Origin of the sequence: Thalassotalea marina, from assembly GCF_014656435.1 — a bacterium.
GTDB lineage: Bacteria > Pseudomonadota > Gammaproteobacteria > Enterobacterales > Alteromonadaceae > Thalassotalea_C > Thalassotalea_C marina.
On record NZ_BNCK01000003.1, the window covers coordinates 424,400 to 449,759 of the forward strand.

The 25,360-nt window shown below is 39.0% G+C and carries 18 protein-coding genes; 11 read left to right on the plus strand and 7 right to left on the minus strand.

Annotation, left to right across the window (positions count from 1 at the left end):
• Positions 1 to 14 precede the first annotated feature (14 nt).
• The 5 genes from gorA to polA all read left to right on the plus strand — a co-directional run bounded on the left by gorA (position 15) and on the right by polA (position 7,798).
• A complete protein-coding gene (gene gorA, locus IE199_RS08345) occupies positions 15 to 1,367 on the plus strand; it encodes a glutathione-disulfide reductase (RefSeq protein ID WP_189769118.1) in 1,353 nt (450 codons plus the stop codon).
• Positions 1,368 to 1,588: 221 nt separating this feature from the next.
• Entirely contained in the window at positions 1,589 to 2,377 is a 789-nt protein-coding gene (locus IE199_RS08350) for a substrate-binding periplasmic protein (RefSeq protein WP_189769120.1), read from the plus strand.
• Between the two features lie 136 nt (positions 2,378 to 2,513).
• On the plus strand, positions 2,514 to 3,548 hold the full coding sequence (locus IE199_RS08355; RefSeq protein ID WP_189769123.1) for an aldose epimerase family protein: 1,035 nt from the start codon (positions 2,514 to 2,516) through the stop codon (positions 3,546 to 3,548).
• A 147-nt stretch (positions 3,549 to 3,695) separates the two neighbouring features.
• On the plus strand, positions 3,696 to 4,544 hold the full coding sequence (locus tag IE199_RS08360; protein ID WP_189769125.1) for a histone deacetylase family protein: 849 nt from the start codon (positions 3,696 to 3,698) through the stop codon (positions 4,542 to 4,544).
• A gap of 518 nt (positions 4,545 to 5,062) precedes the next feature.
• A complete protein-coding gene (gene polA / locus IE199_RS08365; RefSeq protein ID WP_189769127.1) occupies positions 5,063 to 7,798 on the plus strand; it encodes a DNA polymerase I in 2,736 nt (911 codons plus the stop codon).
• A 378-nt stretch (positions 7,799 to 8,176) separates the two neighbouring features.
• On the opposite strand, the gene IE199_RS08370 is transcribed toward polA, so the two are convergent.
• Positions 8,177 to 8,311 (minus strand): type II toxin-antitoxin system antitoxin, encoded by a 135-nt coding sequence (locus IE199_RS08370; RefSeq protein ID WP_465322108.1) that lies wholly within the window; start codon positions 8,309 to 8,311, stop codon positions 8,177 to 8,179.
• A gap of 92 nt (positions 8,312 to 8,403) precedes the next feature.
• On the minus strand, positions 8,404 to 9,270 hold the full coding sequence (locus IE199_RS08375) for an SPFH domain-containing protein (protein WP_189769129.1): 867 nt from the start codon (positions 9,268 to 9,270) through the stop codon (positions 8,404 to 8,406).
• A 187-nt stretch (positions 9,271 to 9,457) separates the two neighbouring features.
• On the opposite strand from IE199_RS08375, the gene IE199_RS08380 reads away from it, so the two are divergent.
• Complete coding sequence (locus IE199_RS08380) at positions 9,458 to 11,623, plus strand: prolyl oligopeptidase family serine peptidase (RefSeq protein ID WP_189769130.1); 2,166 nt, start codon at positions 9,458 to 9,460, stop codon at positions 11,621 to 11,623.
• Positions 11,624 to 11,685: 62 nt separating this feature from the next.
• Here the strand turns inward: IE199_RS08380 and IE199_RS08385 are convergent, their stop codons facing one another.
• A complete protein-coding gene (locus IE199_RS08385) occupies positions 11,686 to 12,630 on the minus strand; it encodes a TraB/GumN family protein (RefSeq protein ID WP_189769131.1) in 945 nt (314 codons plus the stop codon).
• Positions 12,631 to 12,986: 356 nt separating this feature from the next.
• Here IE199_RS08385 and IE199_RS08390 point away from each other — a divergent pair, with 356 nt between their 5' ends.
• Genes IE199_RS08390 through IE199_RS08400 form a run of 3 tightly spaced genes read left to right on the plus strand, consistent with a single transcriptional unit; the run spans position 12,987 to position 18,566 of the window.
• Entirely contained in the window at positions 12,987 to 14,324 is a 1,338-nt protein-coding gene (locus IE199_RS08390) for a M16 family metallopeptidase (RefSeq protein ID WP_189769133.1), read from the plus strand.
• Positions 14,308 to 15,699, plus strand: coding sequence for a M16 family metallopeptidase (locus IE199_RS08395; protein WP_189769135.1), 1,392 nt, complete (start codon positions 14,308 to 14,310; stop codon positions 15,697 to 15,699). Before IE199_RS08390 ends, IE199_RS08395 begins: the two co-directional genes overlap by 17 nt.
• Before the next feature lie 11 nt (positions 15,700 to 15,710).
• Positions 15,711 to 18,566, plus strand: a complete 2,856-nt coding sequence (locus tag IE199_RS08400; RefSeq protein WP_189769137.1) for a M16 family metallopeptidase — start codon at positions 15,711 to 15,713, stop codon at positions 18,564 to 18,566.
• Positions 18,567 to 18,613: 47 nt separating this feature from the next.
• Here the strand turns inward: IE199_RS08400 and IE199_RS08405 are convergent, their stop codons facing one another.
• Entirely contained in the window at positions 18,614 to 19,000 is a 387-nt protein-coding gene (locus IE199_RS08405; RefSeq protein WP_189769139.1) for a response regulator, read from the minus strand.
• Between the two features lie 413 nt (positions 19,001 to 19,413).
• Between IE199_RS08405 and IE199_RS08410 the strand changes: the two genes are divergently transcribed.
• Both IE199_RS08410 and IE199_RS08415 read left to right on the plus strand, forming a co-directional pair.
• Complete coding sequence (locus IE199_RS08410; protein ID WP_189769141.1) at positions 19,414 to 20,586, plus strand: trypsin-like serine protease; 1,173 nt, start codon at positions 19,414 to 19,416, stop codon at positions 20,584 to 20,586.
• A 69-nt stretch (positions 20,587 to 20,655) separates the two neighbouring features.
• Positions 20,656 to 21,021 carry a hypothetical protein gene (locus IE199_RS08415; RefSeq protein WP_189769142.1) on the plus strand — a complete coding sequence of 122 codons (366 nt, stop codon included), beginning with the start codon at positions 20,656 to 20,658 and terminating at the stop codon, positions 21,019 to 21,021.
• Here the strand turns inward: IE199_RS08415 and IE199_RS08420 are convergent.
• From IE199_RS08420 to IE199_RS08430, 3 genes are all read right to left on the minus strand, one after another.
• A complete protein-coding gene (locus IE199_RS08420) occupies positions 21,018 to 22,526 on the minus strand; it encodes a S10 family peptidase (protein WP_189769144.1) in 1,509 nt (502 codons plus the stop codon). The two genes, IE199_RS08415 and IE199_RS08420, sit on opposite strands and share 4 nt — an antisense overlap.
• 173 nt (positions 22,527 to 22,699) lie before the next feature.
• Entirely contained in the window at positions 22,700 to 23,575 is an 876-nt protein-coding gene (locus IE199_RS08425; RefSeq protein ID WP_229854606.1) for a tetratricopeptide repeat protein, read from the minus strand.
• A 67-nt stretch (positions 23,576 to 23,642) separates the two neighbouring features.
• Positions 23,643 to 25,316 carry a M1 family metallopeptidase gene (locus IE199_RS08430; RefSeq protein ID WP_189769148.1) on the minus strand — a complete coding sequence of 558 codons (1,674 nt, stop codon included), beginning with the start codon at positions 25,314 to 25,316 and terminating at the stop codon, positions 23,643 to 23,645.
• Positions 25,317 to 25,360 lie beyond the last annotated feature (44 nt).

The following is a 25,360-nucleotide window of genomic DNA, read 5'->3' on the forward strand; positions in this document are numbered from 1 at the left end:
TTAGGGTATCGCACATGACTCAACATTTTGACTTTCTTGCCATTGGCGCTGGCAGTGGTGGCATCGCTTCAGCAAATAGAGCGGCAAAACACGGTAAAAAAGCCGCAGTAATTGAAGCAAAACAAATTGGTGGCACCTGCGTAAATGTTGGTTGTGTACCCAAAAAAGCCATGTGGTATGCAGGGCAGATAGCTGACGCGTTTAATTACAGCCACGATTACGGCTTTAATTTATCTGCTGGCCAATTTGATTGGTCAAGATTAGTTAAAAATCGAGAAGCTTATATTGAGCGTATTCACGCCGCATACGGCAGAGGATTTGACGCCAATGGTGTGACCGTCATTAACGGTTTTGCCAAATTTGTTAATAAAAATACCGTAGAAGTTAACGGTGAAAAAATTACCGCCGATCATATCGTTATCGCTACAGGCGGTCGCCCAAGTATTCCTGATATTCCGGGCGCAGAGTATGGTATCGACTCTGACGGCTTTTTTGCACTCACCGAACGTCCAGAATCGGTTGCTGTTATTGGTGCTGGTTATATCGCCGTTGAACTTGCTGGGGTACTGCATGCACTAGGCAGTGACTCACATTTATTAGTGCGCAAAGAAAAGCCGCTTAGAGGCTTTGATGAAATGTTATCTGATACCTTGGTTGAACAAATGGCAAAACATGGTCCTACTTTGCACACCAACAGCGTGCCTACCGCAGTGACCAAAAATGCTGATGGCAAACTCACGATTGAACTGGAAAACGGTCAATCAGTTGGTCCTGTAGAGCAAGTTATTTGGGCGATTGGCCGTGAACCTGCCACCGACAATATCAATATAGAATCCACAGGTATTGTGCTAGATGAAAAAGGCTACATTCCAACCGATAAATATCAAAATACCGACGTAAAGGGCATATATGCAGTTGGTGACAATACTGGTCGTGTACAACTAACACCAGTAGCGGTTGCCGCGGGTAGGCGTTTAGCCGAAAGGTTATTTAACAACAAACCTTATGAACATTTAGATTACACAAATGTCGCCACTGTCGTCTTTAGTCACCCTGTTATCGGCACTGTGGGCTTAACTGAAAAAGAAGCGATAGCAGAATACGGAAAAGATCAGGTTAAGGTATACAACTCACAATTTACTGCACTCTATCAAGCAATGACTGAAGATCACCGAGACCCAACGCGGATGAAACTGGTTTGTGTCGGGAAAGAAGAAAAGATCGTCGGCATTCATTCAATTGGTTTTGGTAGCGACGAGTTATTGCAAGGCTTTGCGGTGGCAATGAAAATGGGCGCAACCAAAGCAGACTTTGACAATACAGTGGCCATTCACCCCACATCGGCTGAAGAATTTGTCACGATGTAAGCTTTCCATTGGAATGGTATAACATTCAATTTGTTCACTTTGAACAATTCAATAAGCTGACGAATTTATTCACAGTAATTCGTCAGCTTTTTTGTTTAATTAAGCCATGATTAAACGTAGAAAAAATTCGAGGATTGAACATCTAACACAATACAAGTACATTCAAAATCAAATGAACCTTATAACTTCACCGTTTATTAATACTTATAAGAGCTCTATCTATGTCTTTTGCATCAAAGTTTGTCGTCTTTACTTTAATGTTTGTAAGTTATACAACTTGGGCCGATACAACAGATATTAACATCGCAGCGATTGATTGGTGTCCCCAAATTTGCCCCGAAGAAAGCAAGCCAGGTTACGTTATAGATATAATAAACAGCATTTATGGTGAGCAAAAAATTAAAATAGTCATTGATTACTATCCTTGGTCAAGGGCAATTAACTATGTGCGTGATGGTAAATATGATGCGCTATTATCTCCAGCTAAACCCGAAGCGCCCGATCTGATTTATCCTCACCAAGCCATTGGTAGCCAGCAAATGTGCTTTTTTACTAAAAAAGATGATACTTGGCGATATACAGGCTTACCCTCCTTGGCAAATAAACAAATTGGTATTGCGAGTGATACGTCCATTGAAGAGCTCAATCAATTTGTAAAAGACAATCCGCAGCAATTCCAGTTTCAGCCATACCTAGAGCGATACGTTGAGCAAAACTTCAATAAGCTAAAAAAATCCCGAATGGATACTTTTTTATTCACCAAAAACACTACCTTGTGGGAATTAAATAAAATGGGTGTATTGGATCAAGTTAACCAAGCTGGCTGTGTTAATCGCGCTCCAATATATATCGCATTTAGCCCTAAAATAGCAGCAAATAAAGTGGCCAAACTCATAAAAACGTTCGACTCAGGCATAGTAACCTTGCATAAAAGTGGTGCTCTCGATGAAATTTTTCAGCGCTATGGGCTCTCGAGCGAAACTTGGCTGCCCGCGCAAAAACATCAATAACTTAAACACTTGTTTATTTGTTTTATGTAAGCAAATAATTGAACGCTCTTGTTGCGTAAAAGTCCAAATTGCATAATATAAAATTCAGCTAGGCAAAAATTGCGGTGTAATTACACCCAAATTTAGTGGTTTATATATGACAGAAGTGCGGACGTTTTTAATTAGCAATGATATTGGAGATGAAGTTAGCATCACCAATTATGGCGCTAGGATCATGCAATGGTATACCAAGGTAGAAGATGAAGAGCGCAATATCGTATTAGGGTATTCATCCGTTGCTGACTATCAACAAGATCCTTTTTATCACGGTGCCATCGTGGGGCCGTACGCCAATCGCATTGCTAACGCATCAATAAAAATAGGTGGGCAGACAGTTGAGTTGGCGGCAAATGAAGGCGCACATCACCTACATGGCGGGCCAAATAGTATTAGCGATACCTTATGGTCTTTAGTTGAACAACAAGACAATTCGATTACGCTTTCTTGTGTACTTGATGACAACCACAATGGTTACCCTGGGCCGATACATTTTAATGTCACGTATTTATTGTCTAATGATAGCGAACTACAAATCCACATAAGCGCTAACGTCTCTCAAAAAACCATTTTAGGACCAACATCACACCCTTATTTTAACCTCGCAGGCGATGAACAACCGGCAGAAAAACATTTGCTGCATATTAATGCTGATCAATACACAGAAGTAGACGAAAAGTTATTGCCGACAGGAAATATTTTGCCCGTTGACGAGACACGTTTTGATTTTAGAAAGCCTAGAGCATTAAGTAACGACAATAGAGATAACATAGATAACAATTTTGTGCTTAATCAACGTGATGATTGGCAGGGAGTTTTAATTAGCCCAGACAAAAAGTTGCAGTTGCACGTATCAAGTAATTACCCAGGTTTGCAAGTGTATACCGGTCACCATTTAGCTGGAAAATTTTATCCTAAACAAGGAATTTGCTTGGAGCCTCAATTTTACCCCGATAGCCCCAACCAAGACGCTTTTCCATTTGAATTTACTACACCTGAACAGCCATTTTCAGCGCGTATACACTACCGATTGGTTAAACCAACCTTAAATACAGAGGTTAGCGAAGAAGCTGTTAATTTAGCCGATATCGAAAGTAGCCCAGACTCAACAGCGTCAAGTTCAAGTCACGAATAATCTCAAAAAGTGCTGAATTTATTGCAGCGCCAAATCGCCTGCGTTAAGGTAGCTTCACTTTGATAGCTACCTTTACATCACGCTTTGTTACCACTTGTTTATCACCCTAATTATTCTTGTCCATTTCCTGAAGATCATCGCTTTGTTATGTCAAAGTTTATCCGCTTATACCAATATTTAGTGGACCAAGGCGTTGCAAAGAGCAATATCGTTAGACCCAAAATGGCATCGACAGATGATCTCACCATTGCACATGAACATCACTACTTAACACAAATGTTCGATAACCAACTTGATGATAAAGCATGGCGACGCGTGGGTTTACCCTGGAGCCAAGGCTTAATTGATCGGACTAAAACAGCTCCCAATGGTACTTTGTTAACTGCGCGTATTGCTCTGGAAAAAGGTCTAGCTTGCCATCTCGCAGGTGGAACCCACCACGCACACTACGATTTTGGCTCAGGGTTTTGTATGGTGAATGACCTTGCTTACACCGCACTATCTTTGCTTGAGTTAAACTTGGTCAAAAAGGTCGTTATTTTTGATTTGGATGTGCACCAAGGTGATGGCACCGCAAGCATTCTTGCTAAAGTTCCACAAGCTTATACCTGTTCAATTCATTGTGAAAAGAACTTCCCATTTCGAAAATTTTCCAGTGACCTAGATATAGGGTTAGATATTGGTTTATCAGATGAGCCTTATTTAAACTGCGTACAACAAACACTTGAGCGCGTGTTAGATGAACAACAACCAGACATTGTATTGTACGATGCAGGTGTTGATGTTTGGCAAGATGATGCCTTGGGCAGACTCGATATTACTTGGCAAGGGATCAAGAAGCGCGATACCCAAGTCATATCGACATGTCTACAGCGAGGCATACCCGTAGCAACTGTTATAGGTGGCGGATACGACAAAAATCACCAACGTTTAGCTGAGCGTCATGCCATTGTGGTAGAGTCTGCTGCTCAACTGTATCAGAGTCGTTTTTTGTAATATTTTGAATGACCTACAGGTCAACCAGTTAAGGTTTATTTAAAGATAAACTTTGATGAAAAAAATCACTTAGAGTAAAAATTCGAAAGTCGCTTATACCTCTTAAAAGACAAGGCTTATGTTTTTTTGTTATTTAGATAATTAATATTTCTTTAAAAATAATTTAATAATGCGCTGGTATTAGAGTAAAAAACTGTTATTCTCTTTAACCCGATTTGTGAAGTTTGAGCAAAAATTAAACGCCGCATGAAGCACTGTTTTAATTTTATTCACATTTGGAAAAACAACAATAAAAACAAGTATAAAGGATTTTTCTTTACCTTTTTCTTTATATATCAATGACGTACAACGTAACTTAACCGCAATGGAATCTATTCATTGTGGCATTTCGTGTTGTTTTCAACAAAGTTATCCACAAGCTAAACGTTATAAATTAGAGAAAATTTTATTAACTCTAGAGAGTCATGCCTTTATATGGCATGCTTAGCCCACTTTTTGTCTATCGAGCCAAAAAAACCATGAATAATTCTTCGCTGTCACCGTTAATTTTAGTCGACGGTTCTTCCTATTTATTTAGGGCTTTTCACGTACCTTATTTACAAGCACTTTCTACTGCCGATGGCCAACCAACAGGCGCTATCACTGGGGTACTGAACATGATACGTAGTCTTAAAAAAGACTACCCTAATGGTAATGTCGTTGTTGTCTTTGATGCCAAAGGTAAAACTTTTAGAAACGATCTTTATCCTGAATACAAAGCTAACCGTCCACCTATGCCTGATGAACTGCGCAGCCAAATTGCGCCACTACATCAGATCATTGAAGCGATGGGGCTTCCTTTACTTGTCATCGAAGGTGTTGAAGCCGATGACGTTATTGGAACTTTATCTGATCAAGCGGCAAAGCTTGGTATTGAAACAGTCATATCAACTGGTGATAAAGATATGGCGCAGTTAGTCAATGAACATGTGCGTTTAATCAACACCATGACAAATGTCGAAATGGACGTGGCAGGTGTTGTTGAAAAGTTCGGTATTCGCCCAGACCAAATCATCGATTATTTAGCCTTAATGGGAGATAAAGTTGATAACATCCCTGGGGTAGAAAAATGTGGCCCAAAAACCGCAGTAAAATGGTTACTAGAGCATGAAAATTTAGATAACGTCATTAAAAATGCAGACAAAGTAAAAGGCAAAATTGGTGAGAACTTACGTAACGCGCTTGAGCAACTACCGTTATCTTACGAATTGGCCACGATAAAGCTTGATGTTGAATTAGCTAAATCAGTTGAGGAGTTAGCCCCGGTTGCTCCTGATGTTGAAAAACTTACTGAGCTTTATAAAACCTATGAATTACGTCGTTTATTAGCCGAACTTACCGCAGGTAGTGAATTGCAAAGTGCTGATACCGAAACAAAGGCTGCAGCACCAGTAGAGGTAATTGAAAGCCAATACCAAAACATTCTGACAAAAGCAGACTTTAATGAATGGCTAGGCGCACTAAAAGCTGCCCAATATTTTGCTTTTGACACAGAAACCACCAGTATTAATTACATGGCGGCGGAGCTTGTTGGTTTATCTTTTTCAATTGAAGTAGGTAAAGCTGCCTATGTTCCGTTAACTCACAACTATGTTGGTGCTCCAGAACAACTCGATCGCGATTGGGTACTTGAACAGCTTAAACCTATTTTAGAAGCTAAAGACATTATTAAAGTAGGTCAAAACCTAAAATATGATGCAAATGTACTAGCCCATTACGGTATTACTTTAAATGGTATCGCCTTTGATACCATGATCGAATCATACTGTTTAAACAGTGTAGCTACCAGACACAACATGGATGCCCTAGCAGAGAAGTACTTAGATTATAAAACCGTACATTTTGAAGATATCGCTGGTAAAGGGGCAAAACAGTTAACTTTCAATCAAATTGATATTGAAAAAGCTGGGCATTATGCGGCAGAAGATGCCGATATTACCTTAAGATTGCATCAGGCTATTTTCCCGCAACTAGAGCAGTTAAAAGGCCAGCTATCGGTATTTCACGATATTGAAATGCCACTGCTGCCAGTGTTAGCCAAAATGGAACAGCACGGTGTGTTGATTGATGCTGATTTGCTAGCTGAGCAAAGCCAAGCAATTGGCACTAGGCTGCAAGAGTTGGAAGTTGAAGCGCACAATATTGCAGGTAAAAGTTTTAATTTAAGTTCAACTAAACAACTTCAAGAAATTTTGTTTGATGAACTTAAAATCCCTGTGATCAAAAAGACACCAAAAGGCGCTCCTTCGACCGCAGAAGAAGTATTACAAGAGCTTGCCTTAGATTACCCGTTGCCAAAAATTATTTTGCAGCACCGTAGTTTAAGTAAATTAAAGTCTACCTATACCGATAAGTTACCTTTAATGGTTTCCAGTAAAACGGGTCGAGTACATACGTCGTACAACCAAACGGTTGCAGCAACAGGTCGCTTATCATCAACTGATCCAAACTTGCAAAACATCCCAATTCGCAGTGAAGAGGGTCGTAAAATCCGTAACGCTTTCATCGCCCCTGAAAATCACAAAATTGTCGCCATAGATTATTCACAAATTGAATTGCGAATTATGGCGCATTTATCTGATGATCCTGGATTAGTCAAAGCGTTTTCCGAAGGGCGAGATGTACACCAAGCAACAGCGGCAGAAATTTTTGGTGTTGAATTAGAACAAGTTACCGCAGATCAGCGCCGCAGCGCTAAGGCGATTAACTTTGGTTTAATTTACGGTATGTCAGCTTTTGGATTATCAAAGCAACTTGGTATCGCCCGTAATCAAGCACAAGCATATATGGATAAATACTTCGAGCGCTATCCAGGTGTTTTAACCTATATGGAAGAAACTCGCCAAGACGCAACTGAGCACGGTTTTGTTGAAACTTTGTTTGGTCGTCGCTTGTATTTACCTGATATTAAGTCTAAAAACGCCATGCGTCGCAAAGGTGCAGAACGTGCAGCCATTAACGCTCCAATGCAGGGTACTGCAGCGGATATCATCAAAAAGGCCATGTTAGCGGTTGATCAATGGATTGTTGAAAACAACGACCCACGTGTTTGCATGACCATGCAGGTACACGATGAATTAATTTTTGAAATTCATCAGGATATTGTTGAACAAACAACTCAACAACTTGTAAACATAATGAACGACGCAGTAGAACTGAAAGTACCATTAATTGCCGAAGCAGGTATTGGTGAAAACTGGGAACAGGCGCATTAACTAATCTGAGGTTAACGACGAAAGAAGCCTTATTGTTTATAGGGCTTCTATAGTAAAAACTCAGAAAAAACCGTAAGTAAACAACATAAATGTAATTAAATTACATTTTTTATTGCCTATTCAGAGTTTTTACTCTATTATACACCTACGTTCTTAGCAGAACGCTTGTTGTAATAATTTGTATATTCTAGCTTTCCTCATAGCTATAAGCCGATGACTCAGGTCATCGGCTTTTTTTATGTTATTCACACCATGTAACAAAGCAACAATTTTATGACGACCATAACAAATGGTGATTGCTATGATCTCGGATAAAAACAACAGGCTATTGGGCGTGTTGATCACGAACATAATCTAAACAGCAAAGATCAAAACGCCCTAGTCATCCTCAGGATCAATGATTGGCTCTATTGGCCTTGGCTTACTTCTGCCTGTTTTGCGTAATGCATCTCGTAATACGTATTCAATTTGAGCATTTAAACTTCTCAATTCATCATCAGCCCAATGTTGCATGGCAGTGAGAATTTCTTCATTTATTCTGAGCGGATATGCTTTTTTTGCCACAATTACCTCATGCAAAGAGCAACCAAAGTTGCTCTGTTTAATTAATATAAACTACCTGTGTTAACAACGGGTTGAGCTGCTTCGTCACTACATAGTACTACCAGTAAGTTACTGACCATCGCGGCTTTACGTTCACTGTCTAACTCAACAATGTCGCGTTCCGACAAACTATTTAGCGCCATTTCCACCATACCTACGGCACCTTCTACAACCTTTTGGCGAGCCGCGATAATTGCCATGGCTTGTTGTCTTCTCAGCATCGCATTAGCAATTTCTGGCGCGTAAGCAAGATGGCTAATGCGTGCCTCAATCACTCGAACACCTGCTTTGTCTAAACGCTCTTGAACTTCTTGTTTTAGTGCTTCAGAAATTTCAATAGGATCACTGCGTAATGAGATTTCATGTTCTTCGTGATTGTCATAAGGGTAACTTGTCGCTAGGTTTCTTAACGCTGATTCACTTTGAATCGAAACAAAATCTTCATAGTCATCTACTTGGAAAATAGCTTCAGCGGTGTCGGTAACTTCCCATACAATAACCGCAGCAATTTCTATTGGATTACCATTTTTTTCGTTAACTTTAAGTTTACCACTTTCAAAGTTTCTAACCCGCATAGAAACGCGTGCTTTTGTGTAAAATGGGTTAGCCCAACGCAAACCTGAATCATGCACGGTACCAACATACTTACCAAAAAGCTGCAGTACTCTTGCTTCTTTTGGGTTGACCATAAAAAAGCCGAACCAACAAATAAAAGCAACAATTGCCAACACAATTCCTAAAATAGCCTGACCTATTTCTCCGTTTTTAGCACCATTGATAAATACCGCGATAGTTGCGATTTGTATCGCTAACAAAACAACGATAAACATTATGCCATTGGGTGCTTTTACTTCTTTTTCTGTAAACATGCTGGCTCCTTAATAAGTTAGCATCTGATATCATAATGATATCACTTTTACACATTGTCAAGCGGTGTTTGTATTTTGAACAATTATTCAACGACCAATGCGCACATATTTACGATGAAAAACGCCAAGCAAAAGCGTAATATCTGCTAATCTAAATTAGTTAAATTCCTGTTAAATAGAGGGTACCATGCAAAAAGGTTACACTGCGTTAACCGCAGCTGTGTTCGCCTTAACTTCACTATGTAGTTATGCCGACACAAACTCCAATACATCAAACATTTCTGAGCTCAATCAAACTAAAGTGACATATCCAACAACAGACAAAGGCCAAGTTATAGACATTTATTTTGGGCAAAAAGTTGAAGACCCATATAGATGGCTTGAAGATGATCGAAGTAAAGAAACTGGCGACTGGGTTAAACGCCAAAACGAAGTAACCTTTGATTATTTAAGTAAAATTCCTTATCGCGACAAACTTAAAAAACGCTTAGAAGAAATGTGGAACTATGAAAAAATCAGTTCTCCTTTTAAACGCGGAAACTATAGCTACTTCTATCGTAACGACGGCCTACAAAATCAAAGTGTTGTATATCGCCAAGACAAAAACGGTAAGGTTGAAGAGTTTTTAGATCCAAATAAGTTTAGTAAAGATGGTACTACGTCTTTATCTTCTTTAAGTTTTTCAAAAGATGGCTCTATCGCAGCATATTCAATCTCTGAGGGTGGCAGTGACTGGCGTAAGATCATTGTCATTGACGTAGAGAGCAAAAAGGTTTTAGAAGAGCCATTAGTTGATGTTAAGTTTTCTGGTATCTCTTGGTATGGCAACGAAGGTTTTTATTATTCAAGCTACGACAAACCAAAAGGTAGCGAGTTATCAGCCAAAACCGACCAACACAAATTGTATTATCACAAACTAGGCACCAAACAATCACAAGATAAATTGATTTTTGGCGGTACCGCGGCTCAAAAACATCGTTATGTTGGCGGCTCTGTTACTGAAGATGATAGATATTTATTGATTAGCGGCTCAGTGTCTACCTCAGGTAACCGTTTATTTCTTAAAGATCTAACTCAGCCAAATAGTAAACTTATCACTATTTTGGATCATACAAATTCTGATACATATGTTATCGACAATGTAGGCTCTACTTTATATTTAGTAACTAACTTAGATGCACCAAACAAAAAAGTTGTTACCGTAGACGCGAGTGATCCTCGTGCAGAAAAGTGGCAAGACTTTATTCCTGAAACTCAACATGTACTGACCGCAACAACAGGCGGTGGATACTTCTTTGCTGAATATATGGTTGATGCTATTTCTAAAGTCAGCCAATACGATTATCAAGGTAACAAAGTGCGTGATGTTGAACTACCTGGTATTGGTAGTTCTGGCGGCTTTAGTGGTAAACGTGAAGACAAGACCTTGTATTACACCTTTACCAATTACAAAACGCCCAGCACAATTTATGCGTTTGACGTAGAGCAAGGTAAAACCGAACTTTATCGTAAATCTGGTGCTAAGTTTGATAGCGAAAACTATGAATCAAAACAGGTATTTTACCGCTCAAAAGATGGCACTAAAGTACCGATGATCATTACTTACAAAAAAGGCACAAAATTAAACGGCAAAAACCCTACAATTTTATATGGATACGGTGGGTTCAATGTGAGTTTAACACCTAGCTTTAGTTCATCTCGTGCAGTATGGCTGGAACAAGGTGGCATATACGCAGTTGCCAACTTACGTGGCGGCGGTGAATACGGTAAAGCGTGGCATAAAGCAGGTACTCAAATGCAAAAACAAAACGTATTTGACGACTTTATTGCTGCAGCAGAGTTTTTAATTGATCAAAAATACACTTCTAGTGACTTCTTGGCGATCAATGGTGGCTCAAATGGCGGTTTGTTAGTAGGCGCGGTAATGACCCAACGCCCAGATCTGATCAAGGTTGCTTTGCCTGCTGTTGGTGTATTAGACATGTTGCGATATCACACCTTTACCGCTGGCGCTGGATGGGCTTACGACTACGGCACAGCAGAAGACAGCAAAGAAATGTTTGAATACCTAAAAGGTTATTCGCCAATACACAATGTGAAAAAAGGCGTTAAATATCCGGCAACTATGGTAACAACTGGTGACCATGACGACCGAGTAGTGCCTGCTCATTCATTTAAATTTGCTGCTGAACTGCAAGAAAAACAAGCTGGTAAAGCGCCAGTATTAGTGCGTATTGAAACCAATGCCGGTCATGGTGCGGGCAAACCTGTTTCAAAAACCATTCAAGAATATGCTGATATGTTTGGCTTCACGCTATATAACATGGGGTTTGAGTCACTACCAAACCAATAATTGTTTATCAGGATAATAGACAACAAGCCCACTTTAAATATCGTGGGCTTTTTTATGTATTGTTAACGCAGTTTTTTGATTTGATATCCCTTGTTTTTGAGCAATTCAAGAACGCTATCTTCGCCCACTAAATGGCCAACACCCACTAAGACCATTTCGGTATCTTTGTCTAAAAACATCTGTTCAATAAGCGGCAACCATTGTTTGTTTCTTGAGGTTAATACAGCATGATAATTTACTGGGTCTTCTTGTTTTATCGGCTCTACCACAAGAGAATTTAACAGCTCAGTATCACCAAAGCGCCAAGCTGGTATCAGCTTTGAAAACATCTCTGCAAACTCGTGCATTTGAGAAAGAGTTGCTTTAATAAATACTTCTTCATGTCCGATGCCCATATTAGCGATTAGCGCTAACTGAAACGCCTGCGATTCTAAAAACTCCATAGGCTTACCATCAGATTTGGCTTGCCCCTCAAAATAGGCATCAACGCCAGTGCCAGCTAACTTAGCTTTTTTTGCTGCTAACATTGTCATGACAGTCGCAACATAACCCGGTTTAAATTGTTGAAATTGAGTTAAAGACAATTGAAAGTTGGCAAAGTAATCATTGAGTTTTTGTTGAGTTTCTTCCGTTAAATAATGTGTAAGCTTTTGCCCTTGCTGATAACTAACTGCGTTTAATAGTTTTTGCTGAAATGCTATGTCGCTAGCGTCAGGTAAAGGTGTTTCTAATACAATTGCATCACTTGCTTGGTAAGCTTTTTTAAAAGCATCAGGCAAGGGAAATTGTTCTGCCGGTAAAATATGCACGGTACCGGCTAAATAAACTGTGTGTTCGCCTTTAGATACTTGCCAAACAGAGCTGCCTGCTATTGCGCTAAAGCTAAGGATAAAGGATAAATAAATAGCAACTTTCCCCAACAATTTAGCAGAGCATTTAGCGATAAGATAACAAGGTGAAAAGCTGAACATATTAATAGACTGTAATTTTTTATTGAATGTAGACACTATTGTAATCACCAAAAATAAGTTAGGCGAGTTTGCTAACGGGCAAACAATAAAATGCTAACAATGGAAGTTGCTTGTTAATAAAGGCCTAACACGTTTTTAATGGTGAGGTGCAACTTACCCCAAAATTCAAACCATTGACGGAATACTGCGCCCAAATTGAAATAACTTATGTTAACTTTTTGTAAAATGCATTATTTTATTGTGTGTTTAAAATCATCATCAAGCGACAAATCATGTTGGTGATTAAGTTTACGCCACCTTTAACTATTAAAGTGAAAAATAAGCAAATAATAAATGCAATTATGCAACTTAACGAACAAATACGTTTTAATACGTTTTCATGGAGTTTAAATATGAAGTCTATAAAGACCTTTGCTCTGCTGTGTGGACTCTTGTTACCTGGGCTAAGTTCAGCAACAAAAGTTGAGGATATTCACAGCTTTGAGTTAGCAAATGGTATGAAGATTATGGTACTAGAGGACCATTCTATTCCAAATGCAAATATGTACTTATTCTGGGAAGTGGGTTCCCGCAACGAATATCCAGGTATAACAGGCCTTGCACATTTTTTTGAACATATGATGTTCAACGGTTCTAAAAAATATGGCCCAAAAATGTTTGACCGCACCATGGAAGCGGCAGGTGGTAGTAACAATGCTTACACCACAGAAAACCTTACCGTTTACACCGACTGGTTTCCTAGCTCAGCGCTAGAAACTATTTTTGATTTAGAAGCTGATCGTATTGCCAACTTAGCCATTGATAAAGACGTGGTTGAAAGTGAACGCGGCGTAGTAACATCAGAGCGCAGCACGGGTTTAGAAAACTCAAACTACCGTGCTATTTCTGAAGAAGTTAAAAACGCAGCCTTTAGAGCTCATCCATATAGCTGGTCAGTGATCGGACATCAATCAGATATTGAAAACTGGAGCCTGCAAGACTTAAAAGACTTCCACAAAACTTACTACGCACCTAATAATGCTGTGGTCGTTATCGCGGGTAATGTTAAAGTTGCAGAAGTGAAAAAGCTGGCGAAAAAATACTTCGAGCCTATTCCAGCTCAAGCCCCACCTCGTGAAGTTCACACGGTTGAACCAGAGCAAAAGGGTGAGCGCCGTGTCTATTTACAAAAAGCTTCGGTAACTACCCCTAATATTTTAATGGGTTTCCATATCCCAGAAACACAACACCAAGATTACTACGCACTTGATATTTTAAGTGATGTACTTTCAACAGGTGATAGTTCACGTTTGCAAAAATCGTTAATCAATGAACAGCAGCTAGCCAGCAGTGTTTTTTCTTATGTACCACAATCAATCGACCCTAATCTATTTTACGTCTATGCAGTGGCTGCAGACGGTGTGACAGCTGAAACACTAGAAAAAGCGATCATTAAAGAAATTAACCAAGTTGTGCTTGAGGGGATCACCGAGCAAGAGTTACAGAAAGTAAAAAATACTAAACTTGTTAATTTTTACCGCCAAATGTCCACTATCAACGGCAAGGCAGATACTATTGGTAGTTACCAAATGTATTTTGGTGATTACAAAAAACTATTCACCGCTCCTGAAGACTACAACAAAGTCACCGTTGCTGACGTTCAAAGAGCAGCTAAAACTTATTTAAGAAAAGCCAACCGCACAGTAGGCGTTTTGTCATCACAAGAGGATTCAAATGATGCGGATCTTTAATACTTTTTTAACTTTATGTTTGTTAACCGCTTCAAAAGTTGCGCTGGCAAGTTACACCTTACCAGAGTATGAAAAATTCACTCTAAAAAATGGCTTAACCGTTTATTTAATGGAACAAAATGAAGTTCCTTTAATCGATGCTCGTGTGGTCATAAACGTAGGTGCTATTCATGATGGCAAACAAGCTGGTTTATCTTACTTAACATCAGAAAACCTAGTGTTAGGTACAACATCATTAGCAAAAGCTAAATTAGATGAAACTGTTGATTTTGTTGGTGCTAACTTGTTTAGCTCAACTAATTTGGAGTTCTCAACGGTTGGTGCCTCATTTGCGAAAAAAGACAGCGAGAAAATTTTAACAATTTTACGAGATACTGTTTTAACTCCTCGCTTTGATCAAACAGAATTTGATAAATTTAAGACGCGTCATGCTTTAAATTTAACTCAACAAAAAGAAAGCCCACGCGCGGTTATTGATAATTATTTTAATCGTTTAGTGTTTGGTGAAAATGGTTATGGCTCTATCGTTGCTGGCGACAAAGAATCTGTAGACAAGCTGACTGTAGCTGATATCAAAATGCATCACCAAAAATGGTATACCGCGAACAATGCCGCCGTTGTTATTGTTGGTGATTTTGATGTTAAACAGATGAAACGCGATGTTAACAAATTGTTTGGCGACTGGGAAAAAGGCTCACAAAAAGCATCAGACCCTATTAGTGTTGCTGCTAAACCTGCAAAAGCACAGGTATTGTTGGTCAACAAGGGCGACGCGCGTGAATCAACATTCTTAATTGGTGGCAAAGGTATTGCCATGAATAATAAAGATCGTGTTGGTATTTCAGTGGTTAATACTATTTTAGGTGGTCGATTCACTTCTTGGTTAAATGACGAACTACGTGTAAATACGGGCTTAACGTACGGTGCGAGAAGTCGCTTTGCTTCATATAGTCAAGACGGCAGTTTTGCCATTTCAACATTTACCAAAACAGAAACAACCATTGACGCCATTGACTTAGCACTAAAAACTTATGCGCGTTTATGGGAAAAAGGTATTGATGAAAAAACATTAGCCTCAGCCAAAGCTTACGTGAAGGGACAATTTCCTCCACGTTTTGAAACATCAGGCCAATTGGCCGGATTATTGGCAAATATGTATGGTTATGGTTTTGGTGAAAGCTATATTAATACATTCGAAGAGCAAGTTGATTCTTTAACAGCTAAAAAAGCCGCTTCGTTAATAAAACAATATTTCCCTAAAGAAAATCTACAGTTTGTTGTCGTTGGTAAAGCTGAAGCAATTAGAGATTCTTTAACAAAATATGGTCAAGTTTCACAAGTTGATATCCAAGATATCGGTTTTGAAATTAAATAAACTTTAGGAGAATGACTTTGAAAAAATGGACTATGCCTTTGCTATTGTCTTGTTTGGCGGCGTGCCAACAAACAACTGACAATGGCAATACCCAAAATAACCTTAACATCGCTGGTGTTAATTTTGTTGAACAAGTAAAAGCACAAACAGGCAAAACCGTTATACCTTATCAAAAGTTTACTTTAGATAATGGATTAACCGTTATTTTGCACCAAGATGCTTCTGATCCTTTAGTGCACGTTGACGTTACTTATCATGTTGGCTCAGGTCGAGAAGAACTTGGTAAATCAGGTTTTGCACACTTTTTTGAACATATGATGTTCCAAGGTTCAGAAAACGTTGGTGACGAGCAACATTTTAAACTAGTAACAGAAGCTGGGGGTACCATGAATGGTACAACTAACTCTGACCGCACTAACTACTTCCAAACAGTACCAGCAAATCAGCTGGAAAAAATGTTGTGGTTAGAAGCTGATCGCATGGGCTTCTTACTTGATGCTGTTACACAAGAAAAATTTGAAGTACAACGAGAAACCGTTAAAAACGAACGCGGGCAACGCATTGATAACCGCCCATATGGACGTTTAAACGAACGTGTCTCGCAAGCGCTTTATCCAGCAGGACATCCTTATTCTTGGCCAGTTATTGGTTATATGGAAGACTTAAACCGTGTAAACGTAAATGACTTAAAAGCGTTCTTCTTACGTTGGTATGGCCCTAACAATGCCACTATCACTATTGGCGGCGACATCGACGTTAAACAAACGATGGCTTTAGTGAAAAAATACTTCGGCAGTATTCCTCGTGGTCCAGAAGTCGACATGCCAGAGAAAAAGCCTGCAACGTTAACTGCTGATCGTTATATTTCAATGGAAGACAATGTACACCTTCCGTTAATTTATATGTCTTATCCAACGGTTTCTGTACGACATGAAGATGAAGCTCCACTTGACGTACTGTCTAGCATTTTAGGTGGTGGTAAAACTTCTCTGTTATACAAAAACTTAGTTAAAAACCAAATCGCAGTTCAAGCTTCTGTAAGTCACCCATGTGCTGAATTAGCATGTACCTTTAATTTACTTGCTTTACCTCACCCAGTATCAGGCAAAAACTTGGCGGATATTGAAACTATCATTCGCGATACGCTAAAAGAGTTTGAGCAACGTGGTGTGCAAGACGATGACTTAATTAAAGTTAAAGCCGATATGGAAGCAAACTTTATTTATGGCCTACAAAGTGTTGCTGGCAAAGTTAGCCAGTTAGCAGCCAATGAAACCTTTACCGGTAATCCAAATTATATCGAGCAAGACATTGCCCGTTATGCCAATGTAACTAAAGAAGATGTTATGCGCGTTTTCAACACTTACATTAAAGGTCAGCATGCTGTGATCATGAGTGTTGTGCCTAAAGGAAAACGAGACCTTATTGCTCGTGTTGATAACTTCACACCACCAAAAAGAGCTATCACAGGAGCAAGTCAAACTTCTGCTGACGATCTTGTTTTAAGAAAAGCGACTGACAACTTTGATCGTAGTGTTATCCCTGCAGCAGGAGCTAACAAAGCGGTTGATGTTCCTTCTATGTGGCAAAAAACCCTAGGAAATGGCATCAAAGTGTTAGCCACTCAAAGCACGGAAACACCAACAACTTCTATGTTGTTAAGAATCCCTGCTGGTCATTATTACACAGATAAAGACAAGGCTGGCTTAGTTGCACTATTGGCAAGTATGTTGAATGAGTCAACGACAAAACGTTCAGCAGAACAAATGAGCAACGAGCTAGATAAACTTGGAGCCTCTGTATATATTTCACCAAGTGATCAATACCTAAATGTGAACATTAACGCATTAACAAAAAATATTGATGCAACTTTAGCCTTGGTTAACGAAAAATTATTAGCGCCAGCGTTTATTGAAAGTGAATTTGCCCGCAATAAAAGTAATGCTATTCAAGGTGCTATTAACAATAAAAAAGATGCAGGTTATTTAGCATCTACGGCATATAGCCAATTGTTACACAGCGATAACATCGCGGCACTACCGATTAGTGGAACAGAAACTACCTTAGCTAACATTTCATTAAATGACGTTAAAGCGTTTTATCAACAACAGGTAAAACCATACAACGCACAGCTAATTGTTGTGTCAAACTTAGAGAAAAAAGCAGTCGAAAATACGTTAAATGTATTTAATGATTGGCAAGGTAAAGGCAAAGAGTTAGCAATAACATTACCTAAACCTGACACCAAAATGGGTGTTATCTATTTAGTCAATAAAGACCAGGCAGCACAGTCTGCTATCCGCATTGGTAAACGTTCTTTAACCCAAGACATTACTGGCGAATACTATCAATCGTACTTAATGAACTTTCCGTTAGGTGGCGCGTTTAATAGCCGTATTAACTTAAATCTTCGTGAAGATAAAGGTTATACCTACGGTGCACGTTCAGGATTTAGTGCCGATAAATTTGCCGGTTTCTTCACTGCATCAGCTGAAGTAAGAGCAGATGCCACGGACAAGTCAATTGTCGAGTTTGTTAAAGAAATCGACCGTTATGCTACATCTGGTATTAGCCGTGAAGAATTAACATTCATGCGTAATGCCATTAACCAAAAAGATGCACTAAAATATGAAACACCAAGTGCAAAATTAGGTTTCTTGGCACAGATTTTAGAACATGATCTATCACCAGATTTTGTCAAAGAACGTGCTGCTATCGTGGAAAACATTTCTGCAGAACAGATCAACAAGTTAGCCAAAAAGCACTTACAGTTGAGTGAAATGTTAATGGTAGTTGTCGGCGACGAGAAAACACTTAAGCCGCAATTAGAAGCTTTAGGTTACGATGTAATTAACTATTCAATCTAATTGTCATTAAATTAGTATGTAAAAAGCCGGTTTTTCACCGGCTTTTTTTATTGGACAAATGGCATATAAAAATCAATTTTTGAGCGAAGTAATTCAGCGTCTATTGGTTTAGTAATATACTCACTCGCCCCGACATTTTGTGCTCTTTTCATATCTTTGACATCGTTAGAACCAGACATAAATAACACGGGAATATCTTTTCTTTGAGCTGACTGCTTAATACGTCGACAACATTCAAAACCGTCCATGTTAGGCATCTTAGCATCCATGATAATGACGGTTGGTTTGATACTGGTGAGTAACTTTAGTGCTTGTACTCCGTCTTTAGCAATATGAATTCTGTGACCTAAGTCACGAATAAAATTACAAACAACTTTGATGTTAGTTGAACTATCGTCAACGATAAGCACACTGGTTTCCGTTAAGGTTTCCATGACACTCTCTCCTTGCATCATCTATTTCTAAGCCTAGTCAACAATTATTCAGATGTAAATAATACGTTAGTATCAATGGCTATTTTTTTGATTTGACGCAAATTCGCTAATCAATGAACAACGAGTTGAACAAAAGTGCAAAGTGTCAGATTTTTTTACGTATCTAATGACGAAATTTAACCAAAATTTAATAAAAAAACAGTACTATCCAACCAGAACCCCCATAAAACGTTACATCAAGTTACAAATGTTAATGCACATGTTAATCTTATGTTTGCTGTCGGAAAATTTTACACGCCTTGAAAACATCAATTCAAGCAATTGAAACTTAAACATATTTTTTATGGCTTCATTTTTGCTAGCAAAACTGTTGTAAGCATAATGTTAATAATAAAGCTATAAAGAGAAACAACATGTCAAATATAAAAACAATCACGCGTAGTTTGTTTGGGGCGGTATCATTTGCATCGTTAGCTGTATCAGGCCAAGCAAGTGCAGATTTACTTACTCCAAATATCGATAATTCAAATGCTCAAGCCTATATCGCTGTAGGTAATGGTGATAACGGTTTATCTCGTGCAGACAACCTAGCCCGTATTACAGATCCTAATACAGCTGACTCTCCGTTTAATGGTGTTGTTAGCTTGTTTATGAGTATTCAGGGTCAAGGCTTCATTTGTACGGGTACAGCGCTAAACAAACGTCACATTTTAAGTGCCGCACACTGTGTTGATGAAAATGGCGAAGGTCAAGTAATGAACCTTAGCGATCCTAACAACAATCTATTAGTTGTATTTAACAGCAACGGTACAAGAAACGATGTAATTCCTGCTAAGAAAGTAGATATTCACCCTGATTACACTGGTTTTAACGTTTGTGCTGACGGCACTCCAGGTTGTATTCAAGACGATATCGCGATTATTGAATTAGAGCGCGATATCCCAGAAGGTACAACAACTTACGATTTATTCAGCCCACATGTAAACGATACTTACAACAACATGTTAAATGGTACTGGTGGCGATGGTGATATTTTCACTATGGTAGGTTACGGTACACGTGGTGATGGTCATTCAGGTTTCTATACTAATGACGGTGACCCTTTAGGCTCTCCTGACTTTTTCTCAAAATTAGTTGGTTACAATGTTGTTGATGCATTTGGTAGCGACGACGAAGGCAGCGGTGAAATGGAATTATGGTACGCTGACTTTGACGGTACTTATACAGATGTTGACGGTAACTTCGGCACACCTGGTGAAGAATATGATCTAGACTATTTCTGTGCGAACTTTGGTATTTGCGGTTCTTGGTTAGACGAAGACAAAGAAGCAAATATCGGTGGTGGTGATTCAGGTGGTCCATCATTTATTTTCAACGCTGTAACGGGTAACTATGAAATTGCGGGTATCAACACGTTTGGTGCAAACACATCTCCTGTTGCTCCAGGTGCATTTGGTTCTCGTTTAGGTGGTATCTTGATGAATCCATACACACAGTGGATTACATCACAAATTCCAACACCTACAACGTTGGCATTGTTTGGTTTAGCTATGCTTGGTTTAACAACTCGACGCAAGAAAGTTTAATCAACTAAATAAAAGTTAATATCAATAAAGCCAGCAATTGCTGGCTTTATTTTTATGTGAGGAAACTCAATGCAATATCTTGTATATCTACTAATGGTAGTATCTACGCTGACAGTAGCTGCTGACTCGGTACCTTTACCCAAAAATCCAAAAACCTTTGCCAAAACCTACCACTCAAATGTACTTGTTAATGTATTTGTTAATAAACAAGGGAAGGCTAAACAAGTTGTTTTAGTCAACCCAAACACAGGAAACCCTCACAAAGAGTTGGCCTTACTCAGTGCTAAACGTAAAACCTATGCAGTAAAAAGAGATAATGGAAAACCAGTAGAATACTGGATGAATAACATTAAGATAACGTTTGAAGTATCTTCAATGCCTGCAAGCATCAATAAGCCTGCAAGCATTGAATCAAAAGCCGTACCAGTAAATTAATACTTAGCTGGTGTAGTTTCAGAAGGCATAGTCGCCTTTAAGAACGCACGAATGTCCTGATTTGCGTCACGTAAGTCGTCGTGACGTAAATACATCATATGACCACTGCGATAACCTTTAAATGACAATCTATGTTTCATCTTGCCACTTGGATCTAATTGCCACATTGTGTACTTAGCATCAAAGTAGTTGGTAGCACCATCGTAATAGCCTGCTTGCACCATAACATTTAAAAATGGGTTTTGAGCCATTGCCTGACGCAGATTTTCACCTGTTCTATTGTTGCTTCTATCCCAGGGATGCACGCTACCAAACATATTGTATTTAACATCTGTTTTGTATTCTAACTCTTCACGCAAATAGTAATTAATGGCTGGCGTGAAGCTATGTAACCATGAGGTTAGCTCCGCAGAATAATCAGGACGAGTGCCTGACACAGTTTTATCAATACCTAAATAGCGCGAATCTAATCGACCAAGAGTTACTTCGCGATCACGCAATAAAGACTTCCAAAAATAAGCGGGGCTAATGTCCATGTTATTTTGCAATACTTCGGTTACCGGCAAACCTGAATATCGAGCAACTTGCTCAGCAATTCGCTGTTTTTCGTCATCCGCTATAAAAGCACCTTTAGCTAAAGCAGGTAAATATTCATTAACAGTAAAATCTTCAGCTTGCTTTAACACTTCCATCAAATCTTTTGACTGCAAGTTTTGCTCTAACGCATTATGGTGCCATGCTGTGGCGGCAAAATACGGTAGTCTGTTGGCTGCTTTTACTGGACCATCACGCTTGATACCTATATCTGTTGGAGAAACTAAAATTACACCATTTAGATACATCCATTGGCTATTTTGTAACTCTAATGCCAAGCCAGAAACTCGTGTCGTGCCATAACTTTCACCAATTAGATACTTTGGTGAGCGCCAGCGATTGTTGCGGCTAACAAAAGTGTTAATCCACTCTGCTAAATACTTAACATCGGCATTAACACCAAAAAACATATTCTTTTGTTGCTCTCTAGATGGCATTTTGCCATCTTTATTTGGCAATACTCTTGAATATCCAGTATTAACTGGGTTTACAAAGACAATATCAGCTACGTCTAACACTGAATATGGGTTCGTTTTAACGCCATACGGCTGCAACGGGTAACCTTCATCATCAACATTTAAAACTTTAGGACCTGTGTAGGCAACGTGCATCCAAACCGATGCAGAGCCTGGACCGCCATTAAATGAAATTAACAGAGGACGTTTTTCCGTGTTTTTCACGTCAGTTCGCTGGTAATACGTGTAAAATAATGTCGCTGTAGGTGTTCCTTCGCTATTCCAAACTGGCTGAGTACCCGTTGTTGCGGAATATGACACCTTAGCACCATTGATTTTTGTCGTGTGTTTAGTGGTATGTTTACTATCAACTTCTATTTTGCGCTCGGTCGCAAATGCCATTTGTGATAGCAACACCAAAGACACGGTAATTAACCGTAAAGTTTTTGTTTTCATGAGCTTATCCCTATTGTTTTAGCTACCTTAACGCGTCCTTTAATGCTTAGCAGCAAACAATCGGTGAACGACAAAGAAAAGTCGACAAAATGTCGAGTTAATTAGTGCAGGGAGCATTCGTCTGCTATGAATTTAACCTAAATTAATCTCAGCATTCAGCGGTTAAATGATAATTAAAGCTCTTGTTGCAACTGATTAAATTCTGGATGGTCAACAAATGGTAAATCTTCAATATCTACCTGCTGCATATAATCTTTTGCTTGTTGAAGCTTACCAAGCTTGAACAAGCACTGAGCTATTCTAAAGTTTGCTTGATTTAGCTTTGCAAGATCTTGCGCTTCTTTGGCTAGTTGATGAGCTTGCCCGTATGCTTCTATCGCTTCTACATACAAATGTTTTAACTGATAAACATAACCTTGATTAAAAAATATCACCGCTTGCTGCTGTTTATTACCATAAATCTCGGCCCAATAACTAGCGGATTCCCAGTAGCCCAGAGACTTATCGTACAATTCCAGCTCCCGGGTAATATGGCCTAAATTGCCATGTAATTCCATTTGGAAATAGGCATTTTTACTGTTAATAAACTTCTGCTCCAAGTTTGTTAACAGTGTTAATGCCTCATCAACCTGACCATACTGCATCTTTAAATTAGCCAGTTCTATTAAACGGATAGGAGACGGGAATGCTTGCTGCATATCCTTTAGTAGCGCGATAGCCTTATCAGCATACTTTTGACTGATACTTTCATCTTCCAACACCATCGCCGACTTAGCAAAATAGATATAAACGGTAATGGTAAAGGCAACGGGTAAATTAGGGCGTTCTAGCCATTGTGAGGTTTCTTTGTGCAATTGTTCAATACGTTGCAAGTTAAACAGTGCAACATACCGATATTGCAACAGATCAAATTTTATTCTGTTACTGCTGGGACTTGATGCCAAAGCTGCATCAATTCGCTCTAAACAAGCGGTGGGAGAAAAGGAACAGGTGTCTTCAATGTTTTTGTTTTCAAAAGAAAATGCGGCAAAGGCCTTGCTTGATAGCAAGCTTATTAAGCTGACAACAATAACAGGTATTGTTAATTTAAACCTTTGCCCCATCTACATACTAATTTTAATGCCCTAATATACTCATAGTATTGACATAAAAGTTAGGATCAACAACAAATTCAGGATTTGCCTGATTTATTTCCACTTTGCTCCAGCGAGTTGTCGGCTTTAACCACTGCTCTTTGCCAGCGATAGTGACACGAATTGGCATGGTAAATTTAGGATTTACATTTGACCAACGAACTTGTAATAGCTTGTCTTTTAAGAAGTATTCTAGTGTTGGCACTCTATGATCACGTAAGTACTGATCAAATACTAAAGAAAAGTCGATACCCGTTTTTTGGTTAATGTAACCTTCGATTTGTTCTGTTGTTACCGTTTGGTGGTAGAAAGTAGTACCTAAGCCACGTAATGTTTCACGCCACAGTTCATCATTGTTTAAAATCTGACGCATGGTATGCAACATGTTGCCACCTTTATCATACATGTCACTTGAGCCTTCACTGTGAACATTGTACTTACCTATAATAGGTTTTTGGTTGGCTATATTGATTCGTTGACCACGGATATATTCAAACGCCTGCTCTTTGCCAAAGTGATATTCAAGGAATAAGCTCTCTGAATAATTGGTAAAGCTCTCATGGATCCACATATCTGCAATATCTTTTGCGGTAATATTATTGGCAAACCACTCATGACCGGTTTCATGCACAATAATAAAATCGAATAACATACCAGGGCCTGCTAAGCTGCGATCGCGACCTAAATAACCGTTTTGATATTTATTGCCGTAAGTAACCGAACTTTGGTGCTCCATACCTAAATACGGGGCTTCTACAATTTTGTAGCTGTCTTCATAAAAAGGATACGGGCCAAACCAATATTCAAGCGCTTCAATGGTACGTTTACCTTCTTTAAATTGTTTCTTTGCTTTATCAAGATTTTCACGTAACACCCAATAATCCATATCTAAGGTGCCTTTTTCACCCTGATATTGCTCATCAAAGTGCACATAATCACCAATATTGATATTTACACCGTAATTATTGATCGGGTTAACCACTTTCCAATGGTAAGTTTTAGTTTTCTTTTGTTTGTTGTGATCAACTGAAGTTAAACGACCATTTGACACATTCACTAAGTGCTCAGGTACTTCAACACTCATCGTTAAGCCATTGTCTGGCTCATCGTAACCATGATCTTTGTTAGGCCACCAAATACTTGCACCAATCCCTTGGTTACTTGAGGCAATAAAATCATTACCGTTACTGTCTTTTGTAAAGGTAATGCCGCCATCCCAAGGTGCTCTTACCGCCACTTTAGGATTACCAGAAAAATGTAAAACAACTTCTTGTTCTGTGCCAACTTCCTGACCTTCTAGTGCGGTAATAAAATAGCTATAACCATCCTTTTCAATCTTTAACGTTTTACCTGATTGCGTTGCTTTATCTAGGTTTAACGGTGATTGCAACTCAACTTGTAAACGTTGTTGAGGGCCAATCACTCTATATTTCATCGTGTTGGTCCCTTTAATTTCACGGCTTTTTGGATCAACACTAATATCTAAATGGTAGTGACTTAAATCCCACCAAGCACGTTCTGGTGTAATTGAACCACGTAAAACGTCTTGGCGGCTGCCGTGGTTTTCAGTACCAAATAAATTATCTGCGTGACTAGCTGCAGGCGTAAGGCCAATTGCAGCGCCTAGAAGAAGAGAAAGAGAAGTAGCTTTGATCATGATAAATATTTTATTTTCGTATGTTTTGTATACATTATACGTTA